Origin of the sequence: Pseudomonas putida (assembly GCF_028682475.1) — a bacterium.
Lineage (GTDB): Bacteria > Pseudomonadota > Gammaproteobacteria > Pseudomonadales > Pseudomonadaceae > Aquipseudomonas > Aquipseudomonas putida_AG.
In genome coordinates this window covers 105,048-125,613 of the sequence record NZ_JANHLE010000017.1, presented here as the reverse complement: position 1 = coordinate 125,613, position 20,566 = coordinate 105,048, and the positions used below count along the sequence as shown (strand labels likewise).

The window sequence follows — 20,566 nt, the reverse complement described above, 5'->3', positions numbered from 1 at the left end:
CAGGCCATGCAATGCCGGTGGGAGCGGGCTTGCCCCGCGATCAGGTCTACGCGATATCAGTTCAACGCATCAAGCAACGCCTGATTCATCTCCGGAGTACCAATGGTGATACGCAGGAACTGGGCAATGCGCGGTTGCTTGAAGTGGCGTACGATCACCCCCTGTTCGCGCAGCTTGGCCGCCAGTTCGCCGGCATCCTGTTGCGGATGACGGGCGAAGATGAAGTTGGCTGCCGAAGGCAGTACGTCAAAGCCGCGCGCAGTCAGTTCAGCCACCAGCTTCTCGCGGCTGTCGATGACCTTGCGGCAGGTTTCGTCGAAGTAGGCACGGTCTTCAAACGCCGCAGCCGCACCGACAATCGCCATGCGATCGAGCGGATAGGAGTTGAAGCTGTTCTTGATCCGCTCCAGCGCCTCGATCAGGTCTGGGTGCCCAACCGCCAAACCGACCCGCAAGCCCGCCAGCGAGCGCGATTTCGACAAGGTCTGGGTCACCAGCAGGTTGTCGTAGCGATCCACCAGGCTGATTGCCGTCTGCCCACCGAAGTCGATGTAGGCCTCATCGACCACCACCACCGTCTCCGGGTTGGCCTTGAGCAGTTGCTCGATGGCCTCCAGCGCCAACAGGCAGCCGGTCGGGGCATTGGGGTTGGGGAAAATGATGCCGCCATTGGGCCTGGCGTAGTCCTCGACACGAATCTGGAAGTGCTCATCCAGCGCCAGCGTCTCGTAAGGAATGCCATACAGGCCGCAATACACCGGATAGAAGCTGTAGCTGATATCCGGGAACAACAGTGGCGCGCCGTGCTGGAACAGGCCGTGGAAAATGTGCGCGAGCACTTCGTCCGAACCATTACCGAGGAACACCTGGTTGCCCTTGACCCCGTAATACTCCGCCACGGCCTGCTTGAGCAGGTCACTGTTGGGATCCGGGTACAGACGCAGATTGTCGTTCAACTCGCCGCGCATGGCCTCCAGCGCCTTGGGCGACGGACCATAGGGGTTCTCGTTGGTGTTGAGCTTGACCAGCCTGGCCAGCTTCGGTTGCTCACCCGGAACGTAAGGCACCAGGTCCTTGACGAAGGGGCTCCAGAATTTACTCATGCTCAGTTCCCCTTCTTATCGGCAACAATGCGGTATTCGGCGCTGCGGGCGTGGGCAGTCAGCGACTCGCCACGGGCCAGGATCGAAGCCGTGTGGCCCAGTTCCGATGCGCCCTGCTCCGAGCAGAAGATGATCGACGAACGCTTCTGGAAGTCATAGACACCCAGCGGCGAGGAAAAGCGCGCGGTGCCGGACGTCGGCAACACGTGGTTCGGACCTGCGCAATAGTCGCCCAGGGCTTCGCTGGTGTGGCGACCCATGAAGATCGCGCCGGCATGGCGAATCTTCGGCAGCCAGGCCTGTGGATCAGCTACCGACAGCTCCAGGTGCTCGGGGGCAATGCGGTTGGCCACTTCCATGGCCTGCTCCATGTCACGCACCTGGATCAACGCACCGCGACCATTGATCGAGGTCTTGATGATTTCAGCGCGCTCCATGGTCGGCAGCAGCTTGTCGATGCTGGCAGCGACTTTATCGAGGAACGCCGCATCGGGGCTGACCAGGATCGCCTGGGCATCTTCATCGTGCTCGGCCTGGGAGAACAGGTCCATGGCGATCCAGTCCGGATCGGTCTGGCCGTCACAGACCACAAGAATCTCTGAAGGACCGGCAATCATGTCGATACCGACCTGGCCAAACACGTGGCGCTTGGCCGTGGCGACGTAGATGTTGCCGGGGCCGACCACCTTGTCGACCTGCGGTACGCTCTCGGTGCCATAGGCCAGTGCCGCGACTGCCTGGGCGCCGCCGATGGTGAACACCCGGTCGACGCCGGCGATGCAGGCGGCCGCGAGCACCAGCTCGTTGACCTCACCGCGTGGGGTTGGCACCACCATTACCACTTCACCAACGCCGGCTACCTTGGCCGGAATCGCGTTCATCAGTACCGACGAAGGGTAGGACGCTTTGCCGCCCGGCACATACAGGCCGGCACGATCCAGCGGGGTGACCTTCTGACCCAGCACGGTACCGTCGGCTTCGGTGTAGCTCCAGGAGTCCTGCTTCTGCCGTTCGTGGTAACTGCGCACGCGGCTGGCCGCTTTTTCCAGGGCTTCGCGCTGGGCCGGGGTGATACGGGTCAGGGCCAGCTCCAGGCGCTCACGACCAAGGATCAGGTCGTCGATCGACTTGGCTTCAACGCCGTCGAAACGCTGGGTGAACTCCACAAGTGCCGCATCGCCGCGTTCACGCACGGCCTTGATGATGTCGAGCACACGCTGGTTGACCGCGTCGTCAGAGACACTTTCCCAGCTCAACAGATGATCCAGATGTCGGGCGAAATCCGGGTCAGCGGCATTGAGTCGGGCAATTGCAGTGGACGTGGTCATAGCGAGGGCCTCAATAAATGGCGAATGCTCAGGCGCCCTAAGCTACCAGTCCATCCGCGCGGGCACCCGAGAAAATTGGCTATGACGCGGATAGATGGGCGCGACAGCGAAGGTCGCGCGCAGAGATCAGCCGCGGTGTCGCGATTCGACAGCCTGGCGCAGGGTGTCGATCAGGCTCTGGATGCGCGCATGCTGCATCTTCATCGAAGCCTTGTTGACCACCAGCCGGGAGCTGATGGTGGCAATCAGTTCCTGGGGTTCCAGGCCATTGGCACGCAGGGTGTTGCCGGTGTCGACGACGTCGATGATCTTGTCGGCCAGACCGATCAGCGGCGCCAGCTCCATCGAACCGTACAACTTGATGATATCGACCTGACGGCCCTGTTCGGCATAGTAACGCTTGGCGACATTGACGAACTTGGTCGCCACGCGCAGACGGCCCTTGGGTTCAGCAGCACCGATGGCACCGGCGGTCATCAGCTTGCACTGGGCAATCTGCAGGTCCAGCGGCTCGTAAAGGCCCTGGCCGCCGTACTCCATCAGCACGTCCTTGCCCGCCACACCCAGATCGGCGGCGCCATGCTCGACATAGGTCGGCACGTCGGTAGCCCGGACGATCAGCAGGCGTACATCGTCCAGCGTCGTCGGGATGATCAGTTTGCGGCTCTTGTCCGGGTTCTCGGTCGGCACGATACCGGCTTGTGCCAGCAGCGGCAGGGTATCGTCGAGAATCCGACCTTTGGATAGCGCGATGGTCAACATGGGAAACGTCGGTCCTTATGCGGCTACAGCCGGCCGGGCCTGATGTGGCCCGACCGCATTCAATTCGGTGCAGCAATTGGCTGGCGCGTCCCTGCGCCGGTCACAGACTAGCCCGGTACGCGACGGATCTTCGCGCCCAGCATCTGCAGTTTCTCTTCGATGCACTCGTAACCACGGTCGATGTGGTAGATGCGGTCGATCAGGGTGTCGCCTTCGGCCACCAAGGCCGACAGCACCAGGCTTGCCGAGGCCCGCAGGTCGGTAGCCATGACTGGCGCGCCCTTGAGGGTTTTGGTGCCGGTGACGATGGCGGTGTTGCCTTCGACCTGGATATGCGCGCCCATGCGGTGCATTTCGTACACGTGCATGAAACGGTTTTCGAAGATCGTCTCGATCACCGCACCGGTGCCTTCGGCAATGGCGTTGAGCGAGATGAACTGCGCCTGCATGTCGGTCGGGAATGCCGGATACGGAGCAGTACGCAGGTTAACGGCTTTTGGCCGCTTGCCGTGCATGTCCAGTTCGATCCAGTCTTCACCGGTGGTGACTTCGGCACCGGCTTCCTTGAGCTTTTCAAGGACCGCTTCGAGGATGGTCGGATCGGTGTCCTTGACCTTGACCCGGCCACCGGTGACGGCCGCGGCGACCAGGTAGGTACCGGTTTCGATACGGTCCGGCATGACCCGGTAGGTCGCCGAACCCAGACGCTCGACGCCATCGATGGTGATGGTGTCGGTGCCGGCGCCCTGGACCTTGGCGCCCATGGCATTGAGGAAGTTGGCCAGGTCGACCACTTCCGGCTCACGCGCGGCGTTCTGCAGCACGCTGCGGCCCTTGGCCAGGGCCGCGGCCATCATGATGTTCTCGGTACCGGTCACACTGACGGTGTCGAAGAAGAAGTGCGCACCGCGCAGGCCGCCTTCTGGCGCCTTGGCCTTGATGTAGCCGCCTTCGACTTCGATTTTTGCGCCCATGGCTTCAAGGCCACGGATGTGCAGGTCGACCGGACGCGAACCAATGGCGCAACCGCCAGGCAGTGCCACTTCGGCTTCGCCAAAGCGGGCAACCATCGGGCCCAGCACCAGGATCGAGGCACGCATGGTTTTCACCAGCTCGTACGGCGCGACCAGGGTCTTGATCGTGCGCGGATCGATTTCGACCGCGAGCTTCTCGTCGATCACCGGCTCAATGCCCATGCGACCGAACAGCTCGATCATGGTGGTGATGTCGTGCAGGTGCGGCAAGTTGCCGACCGTGACCGGACCATCGCAAAGCAGGGTAGCGGCAAGAATCGGCAGAGCCGCGTTCTTGGCACCGGAAATGCGGATTTCGCCATCAAGACGAACGCCGCCAGTAATAATCAGTTTGTCCATTTGTGTCTCGCCGCCAATTTAGGCTCAGTTGCGCTCAGCCCAGGCTGCGCTGCTGAAAAATTTCATGGTTACCGCATGGATGCTGCCATCGGTGATCCACGGGTTAAGGTGAGCATAGATCTGCTGTTGACGCTTGACCGGGCTCAGGGCCGCCAATTCGTCACTGATCACGTTCAACTGGAAGTTGCAGCCTTCGCCTTCAACTTCGACCCGGGTTCCCGGCAACTTTTCTTCAAGGAAGTTCTTAACTTCTACGGCCTGCATGCTCAACCTCAATCGGCGCCCTGTGCGCGCGGGTCGGCCATCATACAAAAAAGCCCCTCGCCTGCGAACCCCGTAAACGGAGACTCTGACAGAGGGGCCAGTCGCTGGCTGGCGGTCATTGACCGGCCAGCACCTCGTCGAGGTCATAAACCTCGGCGATTTCACGCATATCCTGAGGCATTGCGCGAACCTCGACCGCCTTGCCGGCCGCCTTGCCATCGCGCATGAATGCCAGCAACAGGGACAAGCCGACGCTGCTGGATTTCTCCACCTGCGAGCAATCGAGCACCAGGGCATCGGCCTTGCACGCCGCGATCAAGGCTTTACCTTCCTTGCGCAAGGCGGGCCCGCTGCGGTAGTCCAGCACGCCGACCAGGCTCAACACGCCTGGCGCGTTCATGGTCACGGCGCTGTCGTTCATTGCTCTGGCTTCTCGGTAGCTTCCTTGGCCTTGGCCACTTCGCCGGCCCAGCCGTCGATGGTCTTGTCCAGGTTATTGCCATTGCGGCTCATGGCGTCGGCGAACTGGTCACGGAACAGCTTGCCGATGTTGATGCCGTTGACGATGACGTTACGGACTTTCCATTCGCCGTCCAGCTTGGTCATGGTGTACTGCACCGGGTAGATGGCGCCGTTATTGCCCTTGACGGTCATGTCGACGCTGGCACGGTCATCACCGTCCTTTTTCTCGGCACCGACGGTGATGCCCTGGTTGTTGTACTCAAGCAAGGCGTTGCCGTAGAACTGCATCAGGCTGCGCTTGAAGTTCTCCTGGAAGCGCTGCATCTGCTCCGGGGTCGCTTTCTTCGAGTACTTGACGGTCATGATGCTTCTGGAGATGCCATCAGCATCGACCACCGGCCCCAGATTGGCGTTCAAGGCGTCATAGAACGCACTCGGGTTGGCCTTGTATTGCTCTTTGTTGGCTTTCAGGTCGGACAGCAACTGGGTGGTAGTGCGCTGAATCACTTCTTTGGGGGACTGTGCAGCTGCGCCAGCCATCAACGGCAGTGCAGCCAGCAGTACCAGCAGGCTGCGTCGCAGGATAGAAATCATGGAAACTCCTTATTTAGCTTCTTTGCCAACGGTATTGAGCAGGAACTTGCCAATCAGATCTTCCAGCACCAGCGCCGACTGGGTGTCATGAATGGTTGCACCATCCTTGAGCACCGCTTCTTCTCCGCCCACGCTGATACCGATGTACTTCTCGCCGAGCAACCCAGCGGTGAGGATAGATGCAGTGGAGTCGGTAGGCAGGTTGTCTACGCGTTTTTCCAGCTGCAGCGTCACCCGACCGGTATAGGTATCACGGTCCAGATCGATGGCCGTGACCTTGCCGATGGTCACACCGGCCATGGTCACTTTAGCTCTGACCGTCAAACCGGCGATATTGTCGAAGTACGCGTAAATTTTATAGGTATCGCTGCTCGGGCTCGCCGACAGGCCGCTGACACGCAGGGCCAGCAGGATCAGCGCCAGCATCCCGGCCAGGAGGAACAGGCCGACACCGATTTCCAGGGTGCGGTTTTGCATCAGAAATCTCCAAACATCAAGGCGGTCAGAATAAAGTCCAGGCCCAGGACTGCCAATGAGGCATAGACCACGGTCTTGGTAGTGGCACGACTGATCCCCTCTGAGGTGGGCTCGCAGTCATAGCCTTGGAATACGGCAATCCAGGTAACAACAAAGGCAAAAACCAGGCTCTTGATCACGCCATTGAGCACATCGTCGGTGAACGACACGCTGTTCTGCATGTTTGCCCAGAACGAGCCTTCATAGACGCCCAGCCAGTCCACCGCCACCCAGGACCCACCCCAGATGCCAACCACGCTGAAAATCAGCGCCAGCATCGGCAGCGAGATGAAACCGGCCCACAGACGCGGGGCAACGATGTATTTGAGCGGATCGACACCAATCGTTTCCAGGCTGGAAAGCTGCTCAGTGGACTTCATGTTGCCAATTTCGGCGGTCAGCGCCGAGCCTGCACGCCCGGCGAACAGCAATGCAGTCACCACCGGCCCCAGCTCACGCAGCAAGGTCAAGGCAACCATCTGCCCGACGGCCTGTTCCGAGCCGTATTTGGTCAGGATACTGAAGCCCTGCAGAGCCAGCACCATGCCGATAAAGACCCCGGAAACAACGATGATCGCCAGCGACAGCACGCCAACCGAATAGAGTTGCTTGACCAGCAGTTGAAAGCCGCCGCCAGTGCCGCTGCGCCCGACCAGCGAGTGCACCAGAAACAGAAACGAGCGGCCGAGCACGGCCAGCACGTCGATGGCCGAACGGCCAAAACGACGAATACGTTCGAGCAAGGATTTTCTGCGCATCAACGCTTCCCCAGAAGATCGGCGCGGTAATCCGGCGCAGGAAAGTGAAAGGGTACCGGTCCGTCCGGGTCGCCTTTCATGAATTGACGGATGCGCGGGTTATCGGAGCCCATCAGCTCGTCCGGCGTGCCCTGGCCGAGTACCTGGCCATCCCCGACCACATAGATGTAGTCGGCAATACTGGCGGTTTCGGCCAGGTCGTGAGAGACCACGATGCTGGTGATGCCCAGGGCATCGTTGAGCAGGCGGATCAGCCGCACCAGCACGCCCATGGCGATAGGGTCCTGACCGACGAAGGGCTCGTCGTACATGAGGATCTGCGGGTCCAGGGCGATGGCCCGTGCCAGTGCCACACGACGCTTCATCCCCCCGGACAGCTCGTCAGGCATCAGTTCGATGGCACCGCGCAGACCGACGGCCTGCAGTTTCATCAGAACAATGTCACGGATCATTTCGTCGGACAGCTGGGTATGCACCCGCAGCGGAAATGCCACGTTCTCGAACACGTCGAGATCGGTGAACAGTGCGCCGCTCTGGAACAACACGCCCATCTGCTTGCGCGCATCGAACAGATCGCTGCGCGACAGCGCCGGCAGGTTCTGCCCGGCAACCCAGACTTCGCCGCTGGCCGGACGCAGCTGTGCGCCCATCAGACGCAACAGTGTGGTCTTGCCGCACCCGGAAGGCCCCATGATGCCGGTGACCTTGCCGCGGGGAATGCGTATATCGACATTATTGAAGATGCTGCGCGAACCGCGCTTGAAGGACACACCCTTCAACTCGACCGCGTAGGCGTTATCAACGCTCATCTAGACTCCTTGCGATGCAGCCATCTCACTCAGACGCGCGCCCCCTTCATGGAGGCACGCACGCCCTGAGCGGGCCGAACAGGCGGCGAACTATATCATCGCTGATAGCGGCGCCCCAAGGCCGTAGCAGTGCTTGTTCAGCCAGGGTTAAGGTTGACGAGCGTCTGTATGACAATCACAAGGTGAGGGTTTTGCGCATTACCGCTATAATCGCCGCCTTTTCATCAGGCAATCCGATTTTCGACATGAGCCAATCCAGCGACCTGATCCAATCCGCGCAACGCACCATCCGTTTCGAACTCGAGGCGGTTGAGGGCTTGCTAGCCCACATCGACGCCGATTTCGTCAAGGCGTGCGAGCTAATCCTGGCCAGCAAGGGCCGCGTGGTGGTGGTCGGCATGGGCAAGTCCGGGCATATCGGCAACAAAATCGCCGCGACCCTGGCCAGCACCGGCACCCCGGCCTTCTTCGTTCATCCGGCCGAAGCCAGCCATGGCGACATGGGCATGATCACCCGCGACGATGTCATCCTCGCCCTGTCCAACTCCGGTTCGACCGCCGAGATCGTCACCCTGCTGCCGCTGATCAAACGCCTGGGCATCCAGTTGATCAGCCTGACCGGCAACCCGGACTCGGCACTGGCCAAGGCCGCCGAAGTCAACCTCGATGCCCGCGTTGCCCAGGAAGCCTGCCCGCTGAACCTGGCGCCGACCTCCTCGACAACCGCCGCACTGGTGCTGGGCGACGCCCTGGCCATTGCCTTGCTCGAAGCCCGCGGCTTTACCGCCGAAGATTTCGCTTTCTCGCACCCAGGTGGCGCCCTCGGCCGCCGCCTGCTGCTGAAAGTCGAGAACGTCATGCATGCCGGTGAAGAACTGCCGCAGGTGCAACGCGGAACCCTGCTCAAGGACGCGCTCCTCGAAATGTCTCGCAAAGGTTTGGGCATGACCGTGGTACTTGAAGCCGACGGACGGTTGGCCGGGATCTTCACCGACGGTGACTTGCGCCGCAGCCTGGATCGCAACATTGATGTACACACCACCCTGATCGAAGAAGTCATGACCGCTCACGGCAAGACCGCCCGCGCCGAAATGCTCGCCGCCGAAGCCCTGAAAATCATGGAAGACCACAAGATCAGCGCCCTCGTGGTGATCGACAAGGACGAGCGCCCGGTGGGCGCCCTGAACATGCACGACCTGTTGCGTGCGGGAGTGATGTAAATGAGCCAGGACCTGCTCCAGCGTGGCAAGGCCATCAAGCTTGCGGTGTTCGACGTTGACGGCGTGCTGACCGACGGCCGCCTGTACTTCCTCGAAGATGGCAGCGAATTCAAGACCTTCAACACCCTCGACGGCCAGGGCATCAAGATGCTCATGGCGTCGGGCGTGACCACCGCAATCATCAGCGGGCGCAAGACCCCGGTGGTCGAGCGTCGGGCCAAGAACCTCGGCATACCCCACTTGTTCCAGGGGCGCGAAGATAAATTGGTGGTATTGGACGGCCTACTCAGCCAACTCAACCTAAGCTATGAACAGGTTGCCTATCTGGGTGACGACCTGCCTGACCTGCCGGTGATCCGCCGCGTCGGCCTGGGCATGGCGGTGGCCAATGCCGCAGCCTTTGTCCGCGAGCACGCCCACGGGATCACCAAGGCCCGTGGCGGTGAAGGCGCAGCCCGCGAATTCTGCGAGCTGATCCTACAGGCCCAGGGCAATCTCGACGCGGCCAACGCCCATTACCTGTAGAGCGCCACATGTTCAGTAAAAAAATCCGCACCTTTGCGCTGTACAGTGTGATTGCCGCCTTGCTGGTGGCGGTCGGCTACTGGAACATCGGCCCCGAGAGCTTCCTCGACAAACCGGTGGTCAGCGTCGACAACAACGCTATCGACTACTACGCCACCAATGCCCACAGCGTACAGTTCCTGCCTGACGGCAAGATGCAGTACGAGATGACCGCCGACAAGGTCGAACACCTCAAGGTCAGCGAAGTAACCCTGCTGACCAAACCCGACCTGCAGATGTACCGCGGCACCACCTACCCCTGGCATGTGCAGAGCGAAAAGGGCGAGGTCAACCCGGATGGTTCGGAAGTGGAATTGATTGACTCGGTACGGGTTGCCCGCACCGACGAAAAGAACCGCACCATGATCATTACCACCAGCCGCATGACGGTATTCCCGCAGAAGCAATATGCGCAAACCGCACAAGCCGTTAAAATCGACGGCGCCGGTGGCGTCACTACGGGCAATGGAATGAAAGCGTATTTGAAAGACGGCAGGATGGACCTGCTGTCCAACGTAAGAGGACAGTATGAGGCTCGTTAAAACCCTCCCCTTTTTGCTCAGCCTGAGCGCAGCACTGGGAAGCGCGAGCGCCTGGGCCCTGCCGACCGACCGTGACCAGCCTATCCGCATCCAGGCCGACAACGCGCATCTGGATGACAAGAAAGGCGTCGCCACCTACACCGGCGACGTCATCATCACTCAAGGGTCGATGATGATCAAAGGCAACACCGTGACCATCACTCGCGCCGACTCCGGCGACATCGACGTGGTGACCTCGGTGGGTAATCTGGCCTACTTCGAGCAGCAACAGAGCGCTGCCAAGCCGGACAAGATGCAAGGCTACGCCGTGACCATCCAGTACCAGGCGCAAAAAGACCTGGTGGTGCTGACCGACCGCGCCAAAGTGGTCAACGAAGGCAATACCACCGAAGGCGAGAAGATCGTCTACAACACCAAGTCCCAGGTAGCGACTGCCGGTCGTGGCGGCAATGTGACTTCACCGCGCCAGCGTATCGACATGGTGATCCAGCCTAAGAAGAAGGCCGAGTAAATGGCGACCCTCAAAGCCCAGCACCTGGCCAAGAGCTACAAGAGCCGACAAGTGGTCCGCGACGTCAGCCTGTCTATCGACAGCGGCCAGATCGTCGGACTGCTCGGCCCTAACGGCGCCGGCAAGACCACCTGCTTCTACATGATCGTCGGCCTGGTCCAGGCCGATCAGGGCCGCGTGCTGATCGACGATCTGGATGTCAGCCACCAGCCGATGCACGGCCGTGCCCGTGCCGGTATTGGTTACCTGCCCCAGGAAGCCTCGATCTTTCGCAAGCTTTCGGTTGCCGACAACATCATGGCGATCCTCGAGACCCGCAAGGACCTCGACAGCGCCGGACGCCGCAAGGAACTGGAAAGCCTGCTGCAGGAATTTCACATCAGCCACATTCGCGACAACCTCGGCATGAGCCTGTCCGGCGGCGAACGTCGCCGCGTGGAAATTGCCCGCGCCTTGGCCACCGCACCGAAATTCATCCTGCTCGACGAACCCTTTGCCGGTGTCGACCCGATTTCGGTCGGCGACATCAAGCAGATCATCCATCACCTCAAGGCCAAGGGCATCGGTGTACTGATCACCGACCACAACGTCCGTGAGACCCTGGATATCTGCGAAACCGCTTACATCGTCAACGATGGCCAACTGATTGCCGAAGGCGATGCAGAGACCATCCTGGCCAACGACCTGGTCAAAGAGGTGTACTTGGGCCACGAGTTCCGCTTGTAAGTTCGAGGCGAAAAAGCGCTTGCTTAGGGCAACTGTACCGGTGAAATCCGGCTTAATTGTTACAGCACCCTAGGCAAACGCTCCAATTTCAGGCATATAATTTGCTTAAAGTTGGCGCTTCGGTGCCCTTGTAGTGGATGGCGCATGTGCGCCGGCGAAAAAGGTGTTAAGCCCCTGCCATGAAACCATCGCTCGTCCTAAGAATGGGCCAGCAACTGACGATGACACCGCAGTTGCAACAGGCCATCCGTCTGCTCCAGCTTTCTACTCTGGACCTCCAGCAGGAAATCCAGGAAGCGCTGGAATCGAACCCGATGCTCGAACGCCAGGAAGAAGGCGACGACTTCGACAACAGCGACCCGATGGCCGACAACGCCGAAAGCAAGCCGGTCGCCGAAGTCCAGGACACCAGTTTCCAGGAAACCACGCCAACCGTGGACAGTCTGGAAGACGGCGAATGGAACGAGCGCATCCCCAACGAGCTCCCGGTCGATACGGCCTGGGAAGACATCTACCAGACCAGCGCCAGCAGCCTGCCCAGCAACGACGATGACGAGTGGGACTTCACCACCCGTACTTCGGCTGGCGAAAGCCTGCAAAGCCACCTGCTCTGGCAGTTGAACCTGGCGCCGATGTCCGACACCGACCGACTGATCGCGGTCACCCTGATCGACTGCATCAACAACCAGGGCTACCTCGACGAAACCCTCGAAGAGGTCTGCGAGTCCTTCGACCCGGAGCTGGATATCGAGCTCGACGAAGTCGAAGCCGTGCTGCACCGCATCCAGCAATTCGAACCGGCCGGCATCGGCGCCCGCAACCTCAGCGAGTGCCTGCTGCTGCAGCTGCGCCAACTGCCCGCCAGCACTCCCTGGATGGCCGAAGCCCAACGCCTGGTCCGCGATTACATCGACCTGCTCGGCAGCCGTGACTACAGCCAGCTGATGCGACGGATGAAGCTCAAGGAAGACGAACTGCGCCAGGTCATCGAACTGGTCCAGAGCCTCAACCCGCGCCCGGGCTCGCAAATCGAGTCCAGCGAAGCCGAATACGTGGTCCCTGACGTGATCGTGCGCAAGGACAACGAGCGCTGGCTGGTCGAGCTCAACCAGGAAGCCGTGCCGCGCCTGCGGGTCAATCCGCAATACGCCGGCTTCGTCCGCCGTGCCGACACCAGCGCCGACAACACCTTCATGCGCAACCAGTTGCAGGAAGCCCGCTGGTTCATCAAGAGCCTGCAGAGCCGCAACGAAACCCTGATGAAGGTCGCCACCCAGATCGTCGAGCACCAACGTGGTTTCCTCGATCACGGCGACGAAGCGATGAAGCCGCTGGTATTGCACGACATCGCCGAAGCAGTGGGCATGCACGAGTCGACCATTTCCCGGGTCACCACGCAGAAATACATGCATACGCCGCGCGGGATTTACGAGCTGAAGTACTTTTTCTCCAGCCACGTCAGCACCTCCGAAGGCGGTGAATGCTCGTCCACAGCGATTCGCGCGATCATCAAAAAACTGGTTGCAGCGGAAAATCAGAAAAAGCCATTGAGTGACAGCAAGATCGCTGGTTTACTGGAGGCACAAGGTATCCAGGTAGCCCGTCGCACCGTCGCCAAGTACCGCGAGTCCCTCGGCATTGCACCGTCGAGTGAGCGTAAGCGACTGATGTAGCCCCTGAGATAGCCAAAGCAGTTCAGTGGCAGGCGCAATACCTGCCTCTTATGCACGGGCAACAAAGGAGAAGCTGTATGCAAGTCAATATCAGTGGACAGCATGTAGAAGTCACCCAGCCGCTGCGCGAGTACGTCGAACAGAAACTGAAACGGCTGGAAGGGCACTTCGACAAGATTACCAATGTGACGGTAATCATGAAGGTCGAGAAGCTGCAGCAGAAAATTGAAGCGACGCTGTTTATTCCCGGCGGCGAAGTGGTTGCAAATGCCGAACACACAGACATGTATGCAGCGATCGATGCCTTGACCGACAAGCTCGACCGCCAACTGAAAAAACACAAGGAAAAACAGCAAAGCCTGCTGCAAGGTGCAGCGGCCCGCTGATCCCCCTCATCCATGATCCGACTTGAAACCATCCTGACCCCCGGCCGTTCCGTCGTGAACGCGCCGGGTGGCAGTAAAAAGCGTGCACTCCAGGAAATCGCCAACCTGATCCACCGGGAAGTTGCGGATCTGGAGATGCAAGACGTATTTGAAAGCCTGTTTGCCCGGGAGAAACTCGGGTCGACCGGTTTCGGTAATGGCATTGCCATTCCACACTGCCGCCTTAAAGGCTGCTCATCCCCCATCAGCGCCCTGATACACCTGGATGCACCGATTGACTATGACGCCATCGATGGCGCCCCGGTCGATTTGCTGTTTGTCCTGCTGGTTCCCGAAGCGGCCACCGATGCGCACCTTGAGCTGTTGCGCCAGATTGCCAGCATGCTCGACCGTAAGGACGTGCGTGACCGGCTGCGTGCCGCCGGTAGCAGTGAAGCCTTGTACCAGGTCGTACTGGACGTACAGAACGAGTCCTGAACATGCGCCTGATTATCGTCAGTGGCCGATCCGGCTCCGGCAAGAGCACCGCCCTCGCAGTCCTGGAGGACAACGGCTACTACTGCATCGATAACCTGCCGGCCGGGCTGCTACCGCAGCTGGCGGAAAATGCCCTGATCAACACCGAGCTGATGCAGCCCAAAGTGGCCGTTTCGATCGATGCGCGCAACCTGCCCAGCCATCTGACGCGCTTCCCCGAGCTGCTCGAAGATGCCCGCAACAAGCATATCCAGTGTGATGTGCTGTACCTGGACGCCGACGAAGAAACCCTGCTCAAGCGTTTCTCGGAAACCCGCAGGCGTCACCCGCTGACCAACGCCAATCGCTCGCTGGCCGAAGCGATCAAGGTCGAGACCGAGCTGCTGGGCCCCATCGCCGACCTCGCCGACCTGAAGATCGATACCACCAATCTGAACCTCTATCAGCTGCGTGACTCGATCAAGCTGCGCCTGCTTAACCAGCCGGAACCCGGGACCGCATTCCTGGTCGAATCCTTCGGCTTCAAGCGTGGCATGCCGGTGGACGCCGACCTGGTGTTCGACGTGCGCTGCCTGCCCAACCCTTACTGGAAGCCGGAGCTACGCGATCACTCCGGCCTGGAACAGCCGGTCATCGATTACCTGGCCAGCCAGCCTGACGTCGAAGAAATGTTCCAGGACATCTCCAGTTACCTGCTCAAATGGTTGCCGCGCTTTGCCGCCAGCAACCGCGCTTACGTCACCATTGCCATTGGCTGTACCGGTGGACACCACCGTTCGGTTTACCTCACCGAGCGCCTGGGCCAGTTGCTGCAGCAATCCCTGAAGAATGTCCAGGTTCGCCACCGCGACCTCTAGCCCACAGGACTACCGCTGCGATGCCCGCTCGTGAAATCACCATCATCAACAAGCTGGGGCTGCACGCCCGGGCTGCGGCAAAGTTTGTCGGCGTGGCCGGACGCTTTCCTTGCACCGTGCGTGTCGGTCGCGCGCCTGACAAACTGATCGACGGCAAGAGCATCATGGCCGTGATGATGCTCGCGGCGGGCAAAGGCACCCAGGTACACCTGCATACCGAAGGCGAGCAACAGGACGAAGCGCTGGATGCGTTGATCGAGCTGATCAACAACTACTTTGACGAGGGCGAGTAATCGTCCCCTTTCCCGCTCAAGACAGCGCCGTATCCATCACCATCATCAGGCAGAAGCCGACGCTCAGTCCCAGGCTGGCCAAGCGATGATGACCATTGCTACGTGATTCAGGAATGATCTCCTGAGTCACCACCAGCAACATGGCCCCGGCCGCACACGCCAGCCCCAGCGGCAATAACAACTCCGCAACAGTCACCAGCCAGGCGCAAATCACCGCAGCCACCGGCTCGACCAGTCCAGACGCCGCACCAATAGCGAATGCCTTGAAGCGCGCCATGCCGGCCCCGGCCAATACCAGGGCAATGACCAGGCCTTCAGGCACATCCTGCAAGGCGATGCCCATGGCCAGACTGTCGGCATCTGCCATCCCACCTCCGGCCGACACACCGATGGCCATGCCTTCCGGGATGTTGTGGGCAATGATGGCAATGACGAACACCCAGACCCGAGCGGCGATCACCGGCTGCTGGGCAGTGCCGACCAAGGCTTCTGGCGAAGCGCCAGACACCTTGAGATCGACCAGGTAAAGGCAGAAAGCGCCGAACAGCAAACCGAAACTGATCAGCCCTCCGGCGCCCCATTTGCCCAGGCCAATGGCCTGGGCGGCGTCGAGCCCGGGGATGATCAGGGAAAATGCTGTTGCCGCCAGCATCACCCCGGCCCCGAAACCCAGCAAGGTATCAGCCAACGCTACCGGCATGCTGCGGATCACCAGCACCGGCACTGCCCCCAGCGCTGTGCCCAAGGCACACAGGGCCCCTCCTTCAAGCGCACGCATCATGCGCGGCTCAAGGTCCAGCCAGGCCAAGCCCTGCGCTGCCAGCAAAGCGCAGCCGACCAGCAGCAACAGGGTACCCAGCGCCAGGCGGAACAAACGCACGCTGCTGATGGACATCACATCCGTACGCATAGCGGGACGACTCACACCAGGGCGGCTACATAACGGCGCTCTACCTCGGACCAGTCGATCACGTTGTAGAAGGCATTGATGTATTCAGGACGGCGGTTCTGGTACAGCAGGTAATACGCATGCTCCCAGACGTCCAGCCCCAGGATCGGCGTATTGCCGTGCATCAGCGGGCTGTCCTGGTTACCGCTGCTCTCCACCACCAGCTTTTTCTCCGGGGTCACGCTGAGCCAGGCCCAACCGCTGCCGAAACGGGTCAATGCCGCCTTGGTGAAAGCGTCCTTGAAGGCCTCGAAGCCGCCCAATTGCTCATCGATCGCCTTGGCAACCGTGCCCTGGGGCTGACCACCGCCCCGGGGCGACATGACCGTCCAGAACAGCGAGTGGTTGGCATGTCCGCCGCCCTGGTTGATCACCGCCGCCTGCAGGCTCGATGGCAACTGCTTGACCGCGGCCACCAGTCGCTCGACCGGCCATTCGGCCCATTGGCTGCCTTCGACGGCGGCATTGAGGTTGTTGATGTAGGTCTGATGGTGCTTGCTGTGGTGAATCTGCATGGTCTGGGTATCGATGTGCGGTTCCAGAGCATCGTAGGCGTACGGCAATGCAGGCAAGGTATAAGGCATTCTCAATGGATTCCGTATTGATGTGCAGAAGACCCGGCGCGTTCCTGACCGGCGAGTACCGCCGGTTGCGGGCCATGGCTGTGGAGCAGGCGTTCGGTTCGTGGGTACTGGCCGTAATCACTGATGAAATTGAGCAACTCGGTGTAGGTCTTGCCGCTGTGACGCAGCGCCGCTTCGCGCAGCGCTGGCGTCAGGCGTTGATCCTGCATGGCCTGCAACAGCCGTTGATGGATGGCACAGAGGTACTCCGCGCTCTCCTGCGGCTGATTCAGGCGCAGGTGCAGGTCGGCCAGGTTGTGGTGAGCAATCACGCACACGGCCACCGCCTCATCGGCGTCATGCCAGCGCTCGAACAACACCTGGGCCAGGGCCAGGGCCTGCAGATACAACTCGCGGGCATCGACCAACTCGCCCTGGTCGAACAGGCGGTTGGCGATTTCGGTGGTGCGATTCCAGTGCTGCATGACAAACCTCCAGGGCCTTATCAGATACCGCCAGCGGTGAGCTTTTCCGGGTCGAGCAGCACTTCCAGCTGGCTGCGCGGCAAGTCGGTGTGCTCCAGGGCCACCTCGATGATCGGACGCCCTTGCTTGTAGGCGGTCTTGGCGATCACGGCGGCTTTCTGGTAGCCGATGATCGGGTTCAGTGCCGTCACCAGAATCGGGTTACGCGCCAGTGCCTCCTTGAGCTTGGGTTCATTGACCTTGAAGCTGGCGATTGCCTTGTCGGCCAGCAAGCGGCTGACATTGGCCATCAACTCGATGCTGCTCAGCAGGTTCTGGGCGATGATCGGCAGCATCACGTTGAGCTCGAAATTGCCCGACTGACCGGCCACGGCGATGGTCGCGTCGTTACCGATGACCTGCGCAGCGACCATGGCGGTGGCTTCCGGGATTACCGGGTTGACCTTGCCCGGCATGATCGAGGACCCAGGCTGCAAGCCCTCCAGCTCGATTTCGCCCAGGCCCGCCAGCGGCCCGGAGTTCATCCAGCGCAGGTCGTTGGCGATTTTCATCAAGGCCACAGCGGTGGTCTTGAGTTGACCCGACAAGGCAACGGCAGTGTCCTGGGAGCCGATCAGGGCGAATAGATTCTGCCCCGGGGTGAATGGCACCTTGGTGAGTTCAGACAGCTGCTGGCTGAATCGCCCGGCAAATTCGGGATGCGCATTGATCCCCGTCCCCACCGCCGTACCGCCTTGGGCCAGCAACTGCAGAGCAGGCAAGGTCGATTCAATATGCGCGGTGGCAGCAGAGATCTGCGCAGCCCATCCGCCGAGCACCTGGCTCATGCGCACCGGCATGGCGTCCATCAGGTGGGTGCGGCCGGTCTTGATGAACGGATGAACCTCGACTGCCTTGCGCTCGATCACCTGCACCAGGTGCTTGAGGGCCGGCAACAGCTGCTCATGCAAGGCCAACGTGGCACTGACATGAATGGTGGTGGGAATGATGTCGTTGCTGCTTTGCCCGCAGTTGACGTGATCGTTCGGATTGATCTTGTCGCCGAAGATCCGGCTTGCCAGGGTGGCAATCACTTCGTTGGCGTTCATGTTCGAGCTGGTGCCGGAACCGGTCTGGAAGATATCCACCGGGAAGTGCTGGATGAAATCACCCGCCAGCAGTTGCTCGACTGCTTTGACAATGGCCGTGCCCTGCCCGTCGTCCAGTTGCTTGAGTTCGATGTTGGCCTTGGCCGCAGCGGCCTTGGCCAGCAGCAGGGCACGTATGAACTGGGTCGGCATGCGCTGCTGGCTGATCGGGAAGTTGTTCACCGCGCGCTGGGTCTGAGCGCCATACAGGGCCTCGGCCGGCACCTGCAGTTCACCCATGCTGTCACGCTCGATACGGGTATTACTCATCATCAAGTCCTTGCATCAGTTCAGCGAAAGAAATCGAAGGCAGTAGCGTGCAGTTCGCCAGCTGCAGGGCGAGAGGCTGCCAACGCTGGCCGTGCTCGCCACCGTCGAGCTTGCGCAGCTGCAACAGCGGCTTCCAGGCCTGATCCAGGCACAGGCAGCGCCAATGCCAGGGCAGCATGCGGTCGCACGCGGTATCCAGAAGCAGGCGGAATGAGGTCAGGGCGACGGTCCATGCCGAGGTCTCGGTGCAGCACACCAAGTAGCGGCCTTCGGCCAGGTAATGGTCGATCAAGCGCGGTTCGTCCGGCTCTATCGCACAACGGATACGACGGCTGAGCCAGCGCCAGTTTTCGAGGTAGGGCAATTCGTGAAGGACGGGTTTCATGAACATCATCGCCTAGATAATGATATTCATTATTATGTGATAATCAGAATCACTTCAAGAAGAGCTAAGAAGAAAAACAAAAAAGCCCGACACATGGCCGGGCTTCAAGGGGACACACTAGTTGACCGCTTAACTACCCGCCACAGTCATCCGCTCGATCAACACCGAGCCGGTGTGAATGTTGCTGCGGGTTTCAAGATCATTACCGATCGCGACAATCTGCTGGAACATATCCTTCATATTGCCGGCGATCGTCACTTCCTGAACAGCAAACTGGATCTCGCCATTCTCGACCCAATAACCTGCGGCACCACGGGAGTAGTCACCGGTCACCATGTTCAGGCCATGGCCCATCAATTCGGTAACCAACAGCCCACGGCCCATGCGCCGGATCAGCGCGGCCTGATCCTCAACCCCGTGGGTGACGTACAGGTTATGCACGCCACCGGCATTGGCAGTACTCGGCAAGCCCAGTTTGCGTCCGGAATAAGTACCCAGTACGTAGGAGACCAACTCGCCTTTTTCGACGAACGGTTTTGCGTAGGTGGCCAGGCCATCGCCATCGAACGCCGCACTGCCCAGGGCGCGCATCAGGTGTGGACGTTCATCCAGGGTCAACCAGCTGGGGAACAGGCGCTGGCCCATGGTGCCCTCAAGGAACGATGATTTGCGGTACAGGTTGCCGCCCGAGATCGCCGACAGGAAACTGCCGAACAGGCCGCCGGCCAGCTCTGCCGAGAACAGCACCGGCACTTCGCAGGTTGGCACCGGCCGCGCGCCTAGACGGCTGGCCGCCCGTTGCGCAGCGCGCTGGCCGATGCTGCGCGGATCGGCAAGCAACTCGCCCTGGCGATTGACGTCATACCAGTAGTCACGCTGCATCTGCCCGTCGGCTTCGGCGATCATCACGCAGCTCAGGCTGTGACGGGTCGACGCATAGCCACCGATAAAGCCATTGCTGTTGCCATACACGCGGCAGCCCTGATGGGTATTGAGCGTGGTGCCGTCGGCGTTCTTGATCCGCGCATCGGCATCAAAGGCTGCCGCTTCGCAAGCCAGTGCCTTTTCGATTGCCTGCTCCGGGGTGATGTCCCAGGCGTGATACAGATCGAAGTCAGGCAGATCGCGGGCCATCAACGCCGGATCGGCAAGCCCTGCACAATCATCCTCGGAGGTGTGCTTGGCAATCGCCAGTGCCGCGGCGACGGTCTCGCGAATGGCCTCGCTGCCGCTGGCCGAGGTGCTGGCCGAACCTTTGCGCTGGCCAACGTACAGGGTGATACCGAAACCCTGGTCGCGGTTGAACTCCACGGTTTCCACTTCACGCTGGCGTACCGAGGTCGACAAGCCCTGCTCCAGCGATACTGCGACTTCACAGGCGCTGGCCCCCTGGCGCTTGGCTTCGGCGATGATCTGTTCAACCTGCTCCTGCAACGCCGGCAGGGCCTGTGGACCTACGCTCTGGACTGCACTCATGGTTTTCTCCACTCAAATTCTGCGTTCGGCACGGGTCAATCTACGACCGGGCCGGACAAGCGGCCCCCGACTGGTTATCATGGCGGCGATTCT

At 60.6% G+C, this 20,566-nt stretch carries 26 protein-coding genes; 10 read left to right on the top strand and 16 right to left on the bottom strand.

Annotated elements, in window-relative coordinates; translation table 11 throughout:
• Window positions 1-56: 56 nt before the first annotated feature.
• The 10 genes from hisC to NPS47_RS15910 all read right to left on the bottom strand — a co-directional run bounded on the left by hisC (window position 57) and on the right by NPS47_RS15910 (window position 7,969).
• Complete coding sequence (hisC, locus tag NPS47_RS15955; protein WP_274295810.1) at window positions 57-1,103, bottom strand: histidinol-phosphate transaminase; 1,047 nt, start codon at window positions 1,101-1,103, stop codon at window positions 57-59.
• A gap of 2 nt (window positions 1,104-1,105) precedes the next feature.
• Window positions 1,106-2,431, bottom strand: a complete 1,326-nt coding sequence (gene hisD / locus NPS47_RS15950; RefSeq protein ID WP_274295809.1) for a histidinol dehydrogenase — start codon at window positions 2,429-2,431, stop codon at window positions 1,106-1,108.
• A gap of 126 nt (window positions 2,432-2,557) precedes the next feature.
• Window positions 2,558-3,193, bottom strand: a complete 636-nt coding sequence (gene hisG, locus NPS47_RS15945; protein WP_274295808.1) for an ATP phosphoribosyltransferase — start codon at window positions 3,191-3,193, stop codon at window positions 2,558-2,560.
• A gap of 107 nt (window positions 3,194-3,300) precedes the next feature.
• The gene (murA, locus tag NPS47_RS15940) at window positions 3,301-4,566 is read right to left on the bottom strand and encodes a UDP-N-acetylglucosamine 1-carboxyvinyltransferase (RefSeq protein WP_157193967.1); all 1,266 of its coding nucleotides are present in this window, start codon (window positions 4,564-4,566) and stop codon (window positions 3,301-3,303) included.
• 24 nt (window positions 4,567-4,590) lie between these two features.
• Entirely contained in the window at window positions 4,591-4,830 is a 240-nt protein-coding gene (locus NPS47_RS15935; protein WP_028942843.1) for a BolA family protein, read from the bottom strand.
• Window positions 4,831-4,945: 115 nt separating this feature from the next.
• Entirely contained in the window at window positions 4,946-5,251 is a 306-nt protein-coding gene (locus tag NPS47_RS15930; protein ID WP_274295807.1) for an STAS domain-containing protein, read from the bottom strand.
• Entirely contained in the window at window positions 5,248-5,886 is a 639-nt protein-coding gene (locus tag NPS47_RS15925) for an MlaC/ttg2D family ABC transporter substrate-binding protein (RefSeq protein WP_274295806.1), read from the bottom strand. The genes NPS47_RS15930 and NPS47_RS15925 overlap by 4 nt, the downstream gene beginning before the upstream one ends.
• 9 nt (window positions 5,887-5,895) lie before the next feature.
• Window positions 5,896-6,363 carry an outer membrane lipid asymmetry maintenance protein MlaD gene (gene mlaD, locus NPS47_RS15920; RefSeq protein ID WP_274295805.1) on the bottom strand — a complete coding sequence of 156 codons (468 nt, stop codon included), beginning with the start codon at window positions 6,361-6,363 and terminating at the stop codon, window positions 5,896-5,898.
• Window positions 6,363-7,160 carry a lipid asymmetry maintenance ABC transporter permease subunit MlaE gene (mlaE, locus tag NPS47_RS15915; protein WP_274295804.1) on the bottom strand — a complete coding sequence of 266 codons (798 nt, stop codon included), beginning with the start codon at window positions 7,158-7,160 and terminating at the stop codon, window positions 6,363-6,365. Before mlaE ends, mlaD begins: the two co-directional genes overlap by 1 nt.
• A complete protein-coding gene (locus tag NPS47_RS15910) occupies window positions 7,160-7,969 on the bottom strand; it encodes an ATP-binding cassette domain-containing protein (RefSeq protein ID WP_274295803.1) in 810 nt (269 codons plus the stop codon). The genes mlaE and NPS47_RS15910 overlap by 1 nt, the downstream gene beginning before the upstream one ends.
• Before the next feature lie 245 nt (window positions 7,970-8,214).
• Between NPS47_RS15910 and NPS47_RS15905 the strand changes: the two genes are divergently transcribed.
• From NPS47_RS15905 to NPS47_RS15860, 10 genes are all read left to right on the top strand, one after another.
• Window positions 8,215-9,189, top strand: coding sequence for a KpsF/GutQ family sugar-phosphate isomerase (locus NPS47_RS15905; protein ID WP_274295802.1), 975 nt, complete (start codon window positions 8,215-8,217; stop codon window positions 9,187-9,189).
• On the top strand, window positions 9,190-9,714 hold the full coding sequence (locus tag NPS47_RS15900) for a KdsC family phosphatase (RefSeq protein ID WP_274295801.1): 525 nt from the start codon (window positions 9,190-9,192) through the stop codon (window positions 9,712-9,714).
• Window positions 9,715-9,722: 8 nt separating this feature from the next.
• Window positions 9,723-10,295: an LPS export ABC transporter periplasmic protein LptC gene (gene lptC / locus NPS47_RS15895; RefSeq protein WP_274295800.1), complete on the top strand. Its 573-nt coding sequence runs from the start codon at window positions 9,723-9,725 to the stop codon at window positions 10,293-10,295.
• Window positions 10,282-10,806, top strand: a complete 525-nt coding sequence (lptA, locus tag NPS47_RS15890; protein ID WP_191832280.1) for a lipopolysaccharide transport periplasmic protein LptA — start codon at window positions 10,282-10,284, stop codon at window positions 10,804-10,806. The genes lptC and lptA overlap by 14 nt, the downstream gene beginning before the upstream one ends.
• Window positions 10,807-11,532 (top strand): LPS export ABC transporter ATP-binding protein, encoded by a 726-nt coding sequence (gene lptB, locus NPS47_RS15885; RefSeq protein ID WP_274295799.1) that lies wholly within the window; start codon window positions 10,807-10,809, stop codon window positions 11,530-11,532.
• Between the two features lie 179 nt (window positions 11,533-11,711).
• A complete protein-coding gene (locus tag NPS47_RS15880; RefSeq protein ID WP_157193977.1) occupies window positions 11,712-13,205 on the top strand; it encodes an RNA polymerase factor sigma-54 in 1,494 nt (497 codons plus the stop codon).
• 77 nt (window positions 13,206-13,282) lie between these two features.
• The gene (gene hpf, locus NPS47_RS15875; protein ID WP_028942831.1) at window positions 13,283-13,591 is read left to right on the top strand and encodes a ribosome hibernation-promoting factor, HPF/YfiA family; all 309 of its coding nucleotides are present in this window, start codon (window positions 13,283-13,285) and stop codon (window positions 13,589-13,591) included.
• 12 nt (window positions 13,592-13,603) lie between these two features.
• Complete coding sequence (ptsN, locus tag NPS47_RS15870; protein ID WP_274295798.1) at window positions 13,604-14,068, top strand: PTS IIA-like nitrogen regulatory protein PtsN; 465 nt, start codon at window positions 13,604-13,606, stop codon at window positions 14,066-14,068.
• Window positions 14,069-14,070: 2 nt separating this feature from the next.
• Window positions 14,071-14,925, top strand: coding sequence for an RNase adapter RapZ (rapZ, locus tag NPS47_RS15865; protein ID WP_274295797.1), 855 nt, complete (start codon window positions 14,071-14,073; stop codon window positions 14,923-14,925).
• A gap of 20 nt (window positions 14,926-14,945) precedes the next feature.
• The gene (locus NPS47_RS15860; RefSeq protein WP_274295796.1) at window positions 14,946-15,218 is read left to right on the top strand and encodes an HPr family phosphocarrier protein; all 273 of its coding nucleotides are present in this window, start codon (window positions 14,946-14,948) and stop codon (window positions 15,216-15,218) included.
• Between the two features lie 16 nt (window positions 15,219-15,234).
• Here NPS47_RS15860 and NPS47_RS15855 read toward each other — a convergent pair whose 3' ends face one another.
• From NPS47_RS15855 to pmbA, 6 genes are all read right to left on the bottom strand, one after another.
• Window positions 15,235-16,128 carry a ZIP family metal transporter gene (locus tag NPS47_RS15855; protein WP_274295795.1) on the bottom strand — a complete coding sequence of 298 codons (894 nt, stop codon included), beginning with the start codon at window positions 16,126-16,128 and terminating at the stop codon, window positions 15,235-15,237.
• A gap of 11 nt (window positions 16,129-16,139) precedes the next feature.
• A complete protein-coding gene (locus tag NPS47_RS15850) occupies window positions 16,140-16,751 on the bottom strand; it encodes a superoxide dismutase (RefSeq protein ID WP_274295794.1) in 612 nt (203 codons plus the stop codon).
• A gap of 2 nt (window positions 16,752-16,753) precedes the next feature.
• Window positions 16,754-17,215 carry a hypothetical protein gene (locus tag NPS47_RS15845; RefSeq protein WP_274295793.1) on the bottom strand — a complete coding sequence of 154 codons (462 nt, stop codon included), beginning with the start codon at window positions 17,213-17,215 and terminating at the stop codon, window positions 16,754-16,756.
• A gap of 20 nt (window positions 17,216-17,235) precedes the next feature.
• Window positions 17,236-18,612 carry a class II fumarate hydratase gene (locus NPS47_RS15840; protein ID WP_274295792.1) on the bottom strand — a complete coding sequence of 459 codons (1,377 nt, stop codon included), beginning with the start codon at window positions 18,610-18,612 and terminating at the stop codon, window positions 17,236-17,238.
• A complete protein-coding gene (locus NPS47_RS15835) occupies window positions 18,605-19,006 on the bottom strand; it encodes a FagA protein (RefSeq protein ID WP_274295791.1) in 402 nt (133 codons plus the stop codon). Before NPS47_RS15835 ends, NPS47_RS15840 begins: the two co-directional genes overlap by 8 nt.
• Window positions 19,007-19,126: 120 nt before the next feature.
• Window positions 19,127-20,473, bottom strand: coding sequence for a metalloprotease PmbA (pmbA, locus tag NPS47_RS15830; protein WP_274295790.1), 1,347 nt, complete (start codon window positions 20,471-20,473; stop codon window positions 19,127-19,129).
• Window positions 20,474-20,566 lie beyond the last annotated feature (93 nt).

Bases quoted from the DNA above. Each gene is read 5' to 3' on its own strand.
- NPS47_RS15905 (WP_274295802.1), top strand. From the start codon at position 8,215: ATGAGCCAATCCAGCGACCTGATCCAATCCGCGCAACGCACCATCCGT.
- NPS47_RS15910 (WP_274295803.1), bottom strand. From the start codon at position 7,969: ATGAGCGTTGATAACGCCTACGCGGTCGAGTTGAAGGGTGTGTCCTTC.
- NPS47_RS15850 (WP_274295794.1), bottom strand. From the start codon at position 16,751: ATGCCTTATACCTTGCCTGCATTGCCGTACGCCTACGATGCTCTGGAA.
- lptB (WP_274295799.1), top strand. From the start codon at position 10,807: ATGGCGACCCTCAAAGCCCAGCACCTGGCCAAGAGCTACAAGAGCCGA.
- mlaD (WP_274295805.1), bottom strand. From the start codon at position 6,363: ATGCAAAACCGCACCCTGGAAATCGGTGTCGGCCTGTTCCTCCTGGCC.
- lptC (WP_274295800.1), top strand. From the start codon at position 9,723: ATGTTCAGTAAAAAAATCCGCACCTTTGCGCTGTACAGTGTGATTGCC.
- hisG (WP_274295808.1), bottom strand. From the start codon at position 3,193: ATGTTGACCATCGCGCTATCCAAAGGTCGGATTCTCGACGATACCCTG.
- hisD (WP_274295809.1), bottom strand. From the start codon at position 2,431: ATGACCACGTCCACTGCAATTGCCCGACTCAATGCCGCTGACCCGGAT.
- hpf (WP_028942831.1), top strand. From the start codon at position 13,283: ATGCAAGTCAATATCAGTGGACAGCATGTAGAAGTCACCCAGCCGCTG.
- NPS47_RS15900 (WP_274295801.1), top strand. From the start codon at position 9,190: ATGAGCCAGGACCTGCTCCAGCGTGGCAAGGCCATCAAGCTTGCGGTG.
- NPS47_RS15855 (WP_274295795.1), bottom strand. From the start codon at position 16,128: ATGCGTACGGATGTGATGTCCATCAGCAGCGTGCGTTTGTTCCGCCTG.
- NPS47_RS15840 (WP_274295792.1), bottom strand. From the start codon at position 18,612: ATGAGTAATACCCGTATCGAGCGTGACAGCATGGGTGAACTGCAGGTG.
- NPS47_RS15860 (WP_274295796.1), top strand. From the start codon at position 14,946: ATGCCCGCTCGTGAAATCACCATCATCAACAAGCTGGGGCTGCACGCC.
- mlaE (WP_274295804.1), bottom strand. From the start codon at position 7,160: ATGCGCAGAAAATCCTTGCTCGAACGTATTCGTCGTTTTGGCCGTTCG.
- NPS47_RS15835 (WP_274295791.1), bottom strand. From the start codon at position 19,006: ATGATGTTCATGAAACCCGTCCTTCACGAATTGCCCTACCTCGAAAAC.
- NPS47_RS15935 (WP_028942843.1), bottom strand. From the start codon at position 4,830: ATGCAGGCCGTAGAAGTTAAGAACTTCCTTGAAGAAAAGTTGCCGGGA.
- pmbA (WP_274295790.1), bottom strand. From the start codon at position 20,473: ATGAGTGCAGTCCAGAGCGTAGGTCCACAGGCCCTGCCGGCGTTGCAG.
- murA (WP_157193967.1), bottom strand. From the start codon at position 4,566: ATGGACAAACTGATTATTACTGGCGGCGTTCGTCTTGATGGCGAAATC.
- NPS47_RS15930 (WP_274295807.1), bottom strand. From the start codon at position 5,251: ATGAACGACAGCGCCGTGACCATGAACGCGCCAGGCGTGTTGAGCCTG.
- hisC (WP_274295810.1), bottom strand. From the start codon at position 1,103: ATGAGTAAATTCTGGAGCCCCTTCGTCAAGGACCTGGTGCCTTACGTT.
- NPS47_RS15845 (WP_274295793.1), bottom strand. From the start codon at position 17,215: ATGCAGCACTGGAATCGCACCACCGAAATCGCCAACCGCCTGTTCGAC.
- lptA (WP_191832280.1), top strand. From the start codon at position 10,282: ATGAGGCTCGTTAAAACCCTCCCCTTTTTGCTCAGCCTGAGCGCAGCA.
- rapZ (WP_274295797.1), top strand. From the start codon at position 14,071: ATGCGCCTGATTATCGTCAGTGGCCGATCCGGCTCCGGCAAGAGCACC.
- ptsN (WP_274295798.1), top strand. From the start codon at position 13,604: ATGATCCGACTTGAAACCATCCTGACCCCCGGCCGTTCCGTCGTGAAC.
- NPS47_RS15925 (WP_274295806.1), bottom strand. From the start codon at position 5,886: ATGATTTCTATCCTGCGACGCAGCCTGCTGGTACTGCTGGCTGCACTG.
- NPS47_RS15880 (WP_157193977.1), top strand. From the start codon at position 11,712: ATGAAACCATCGCTCGTCCTAAGAATGGGCCAGCAACTGACGATGACA.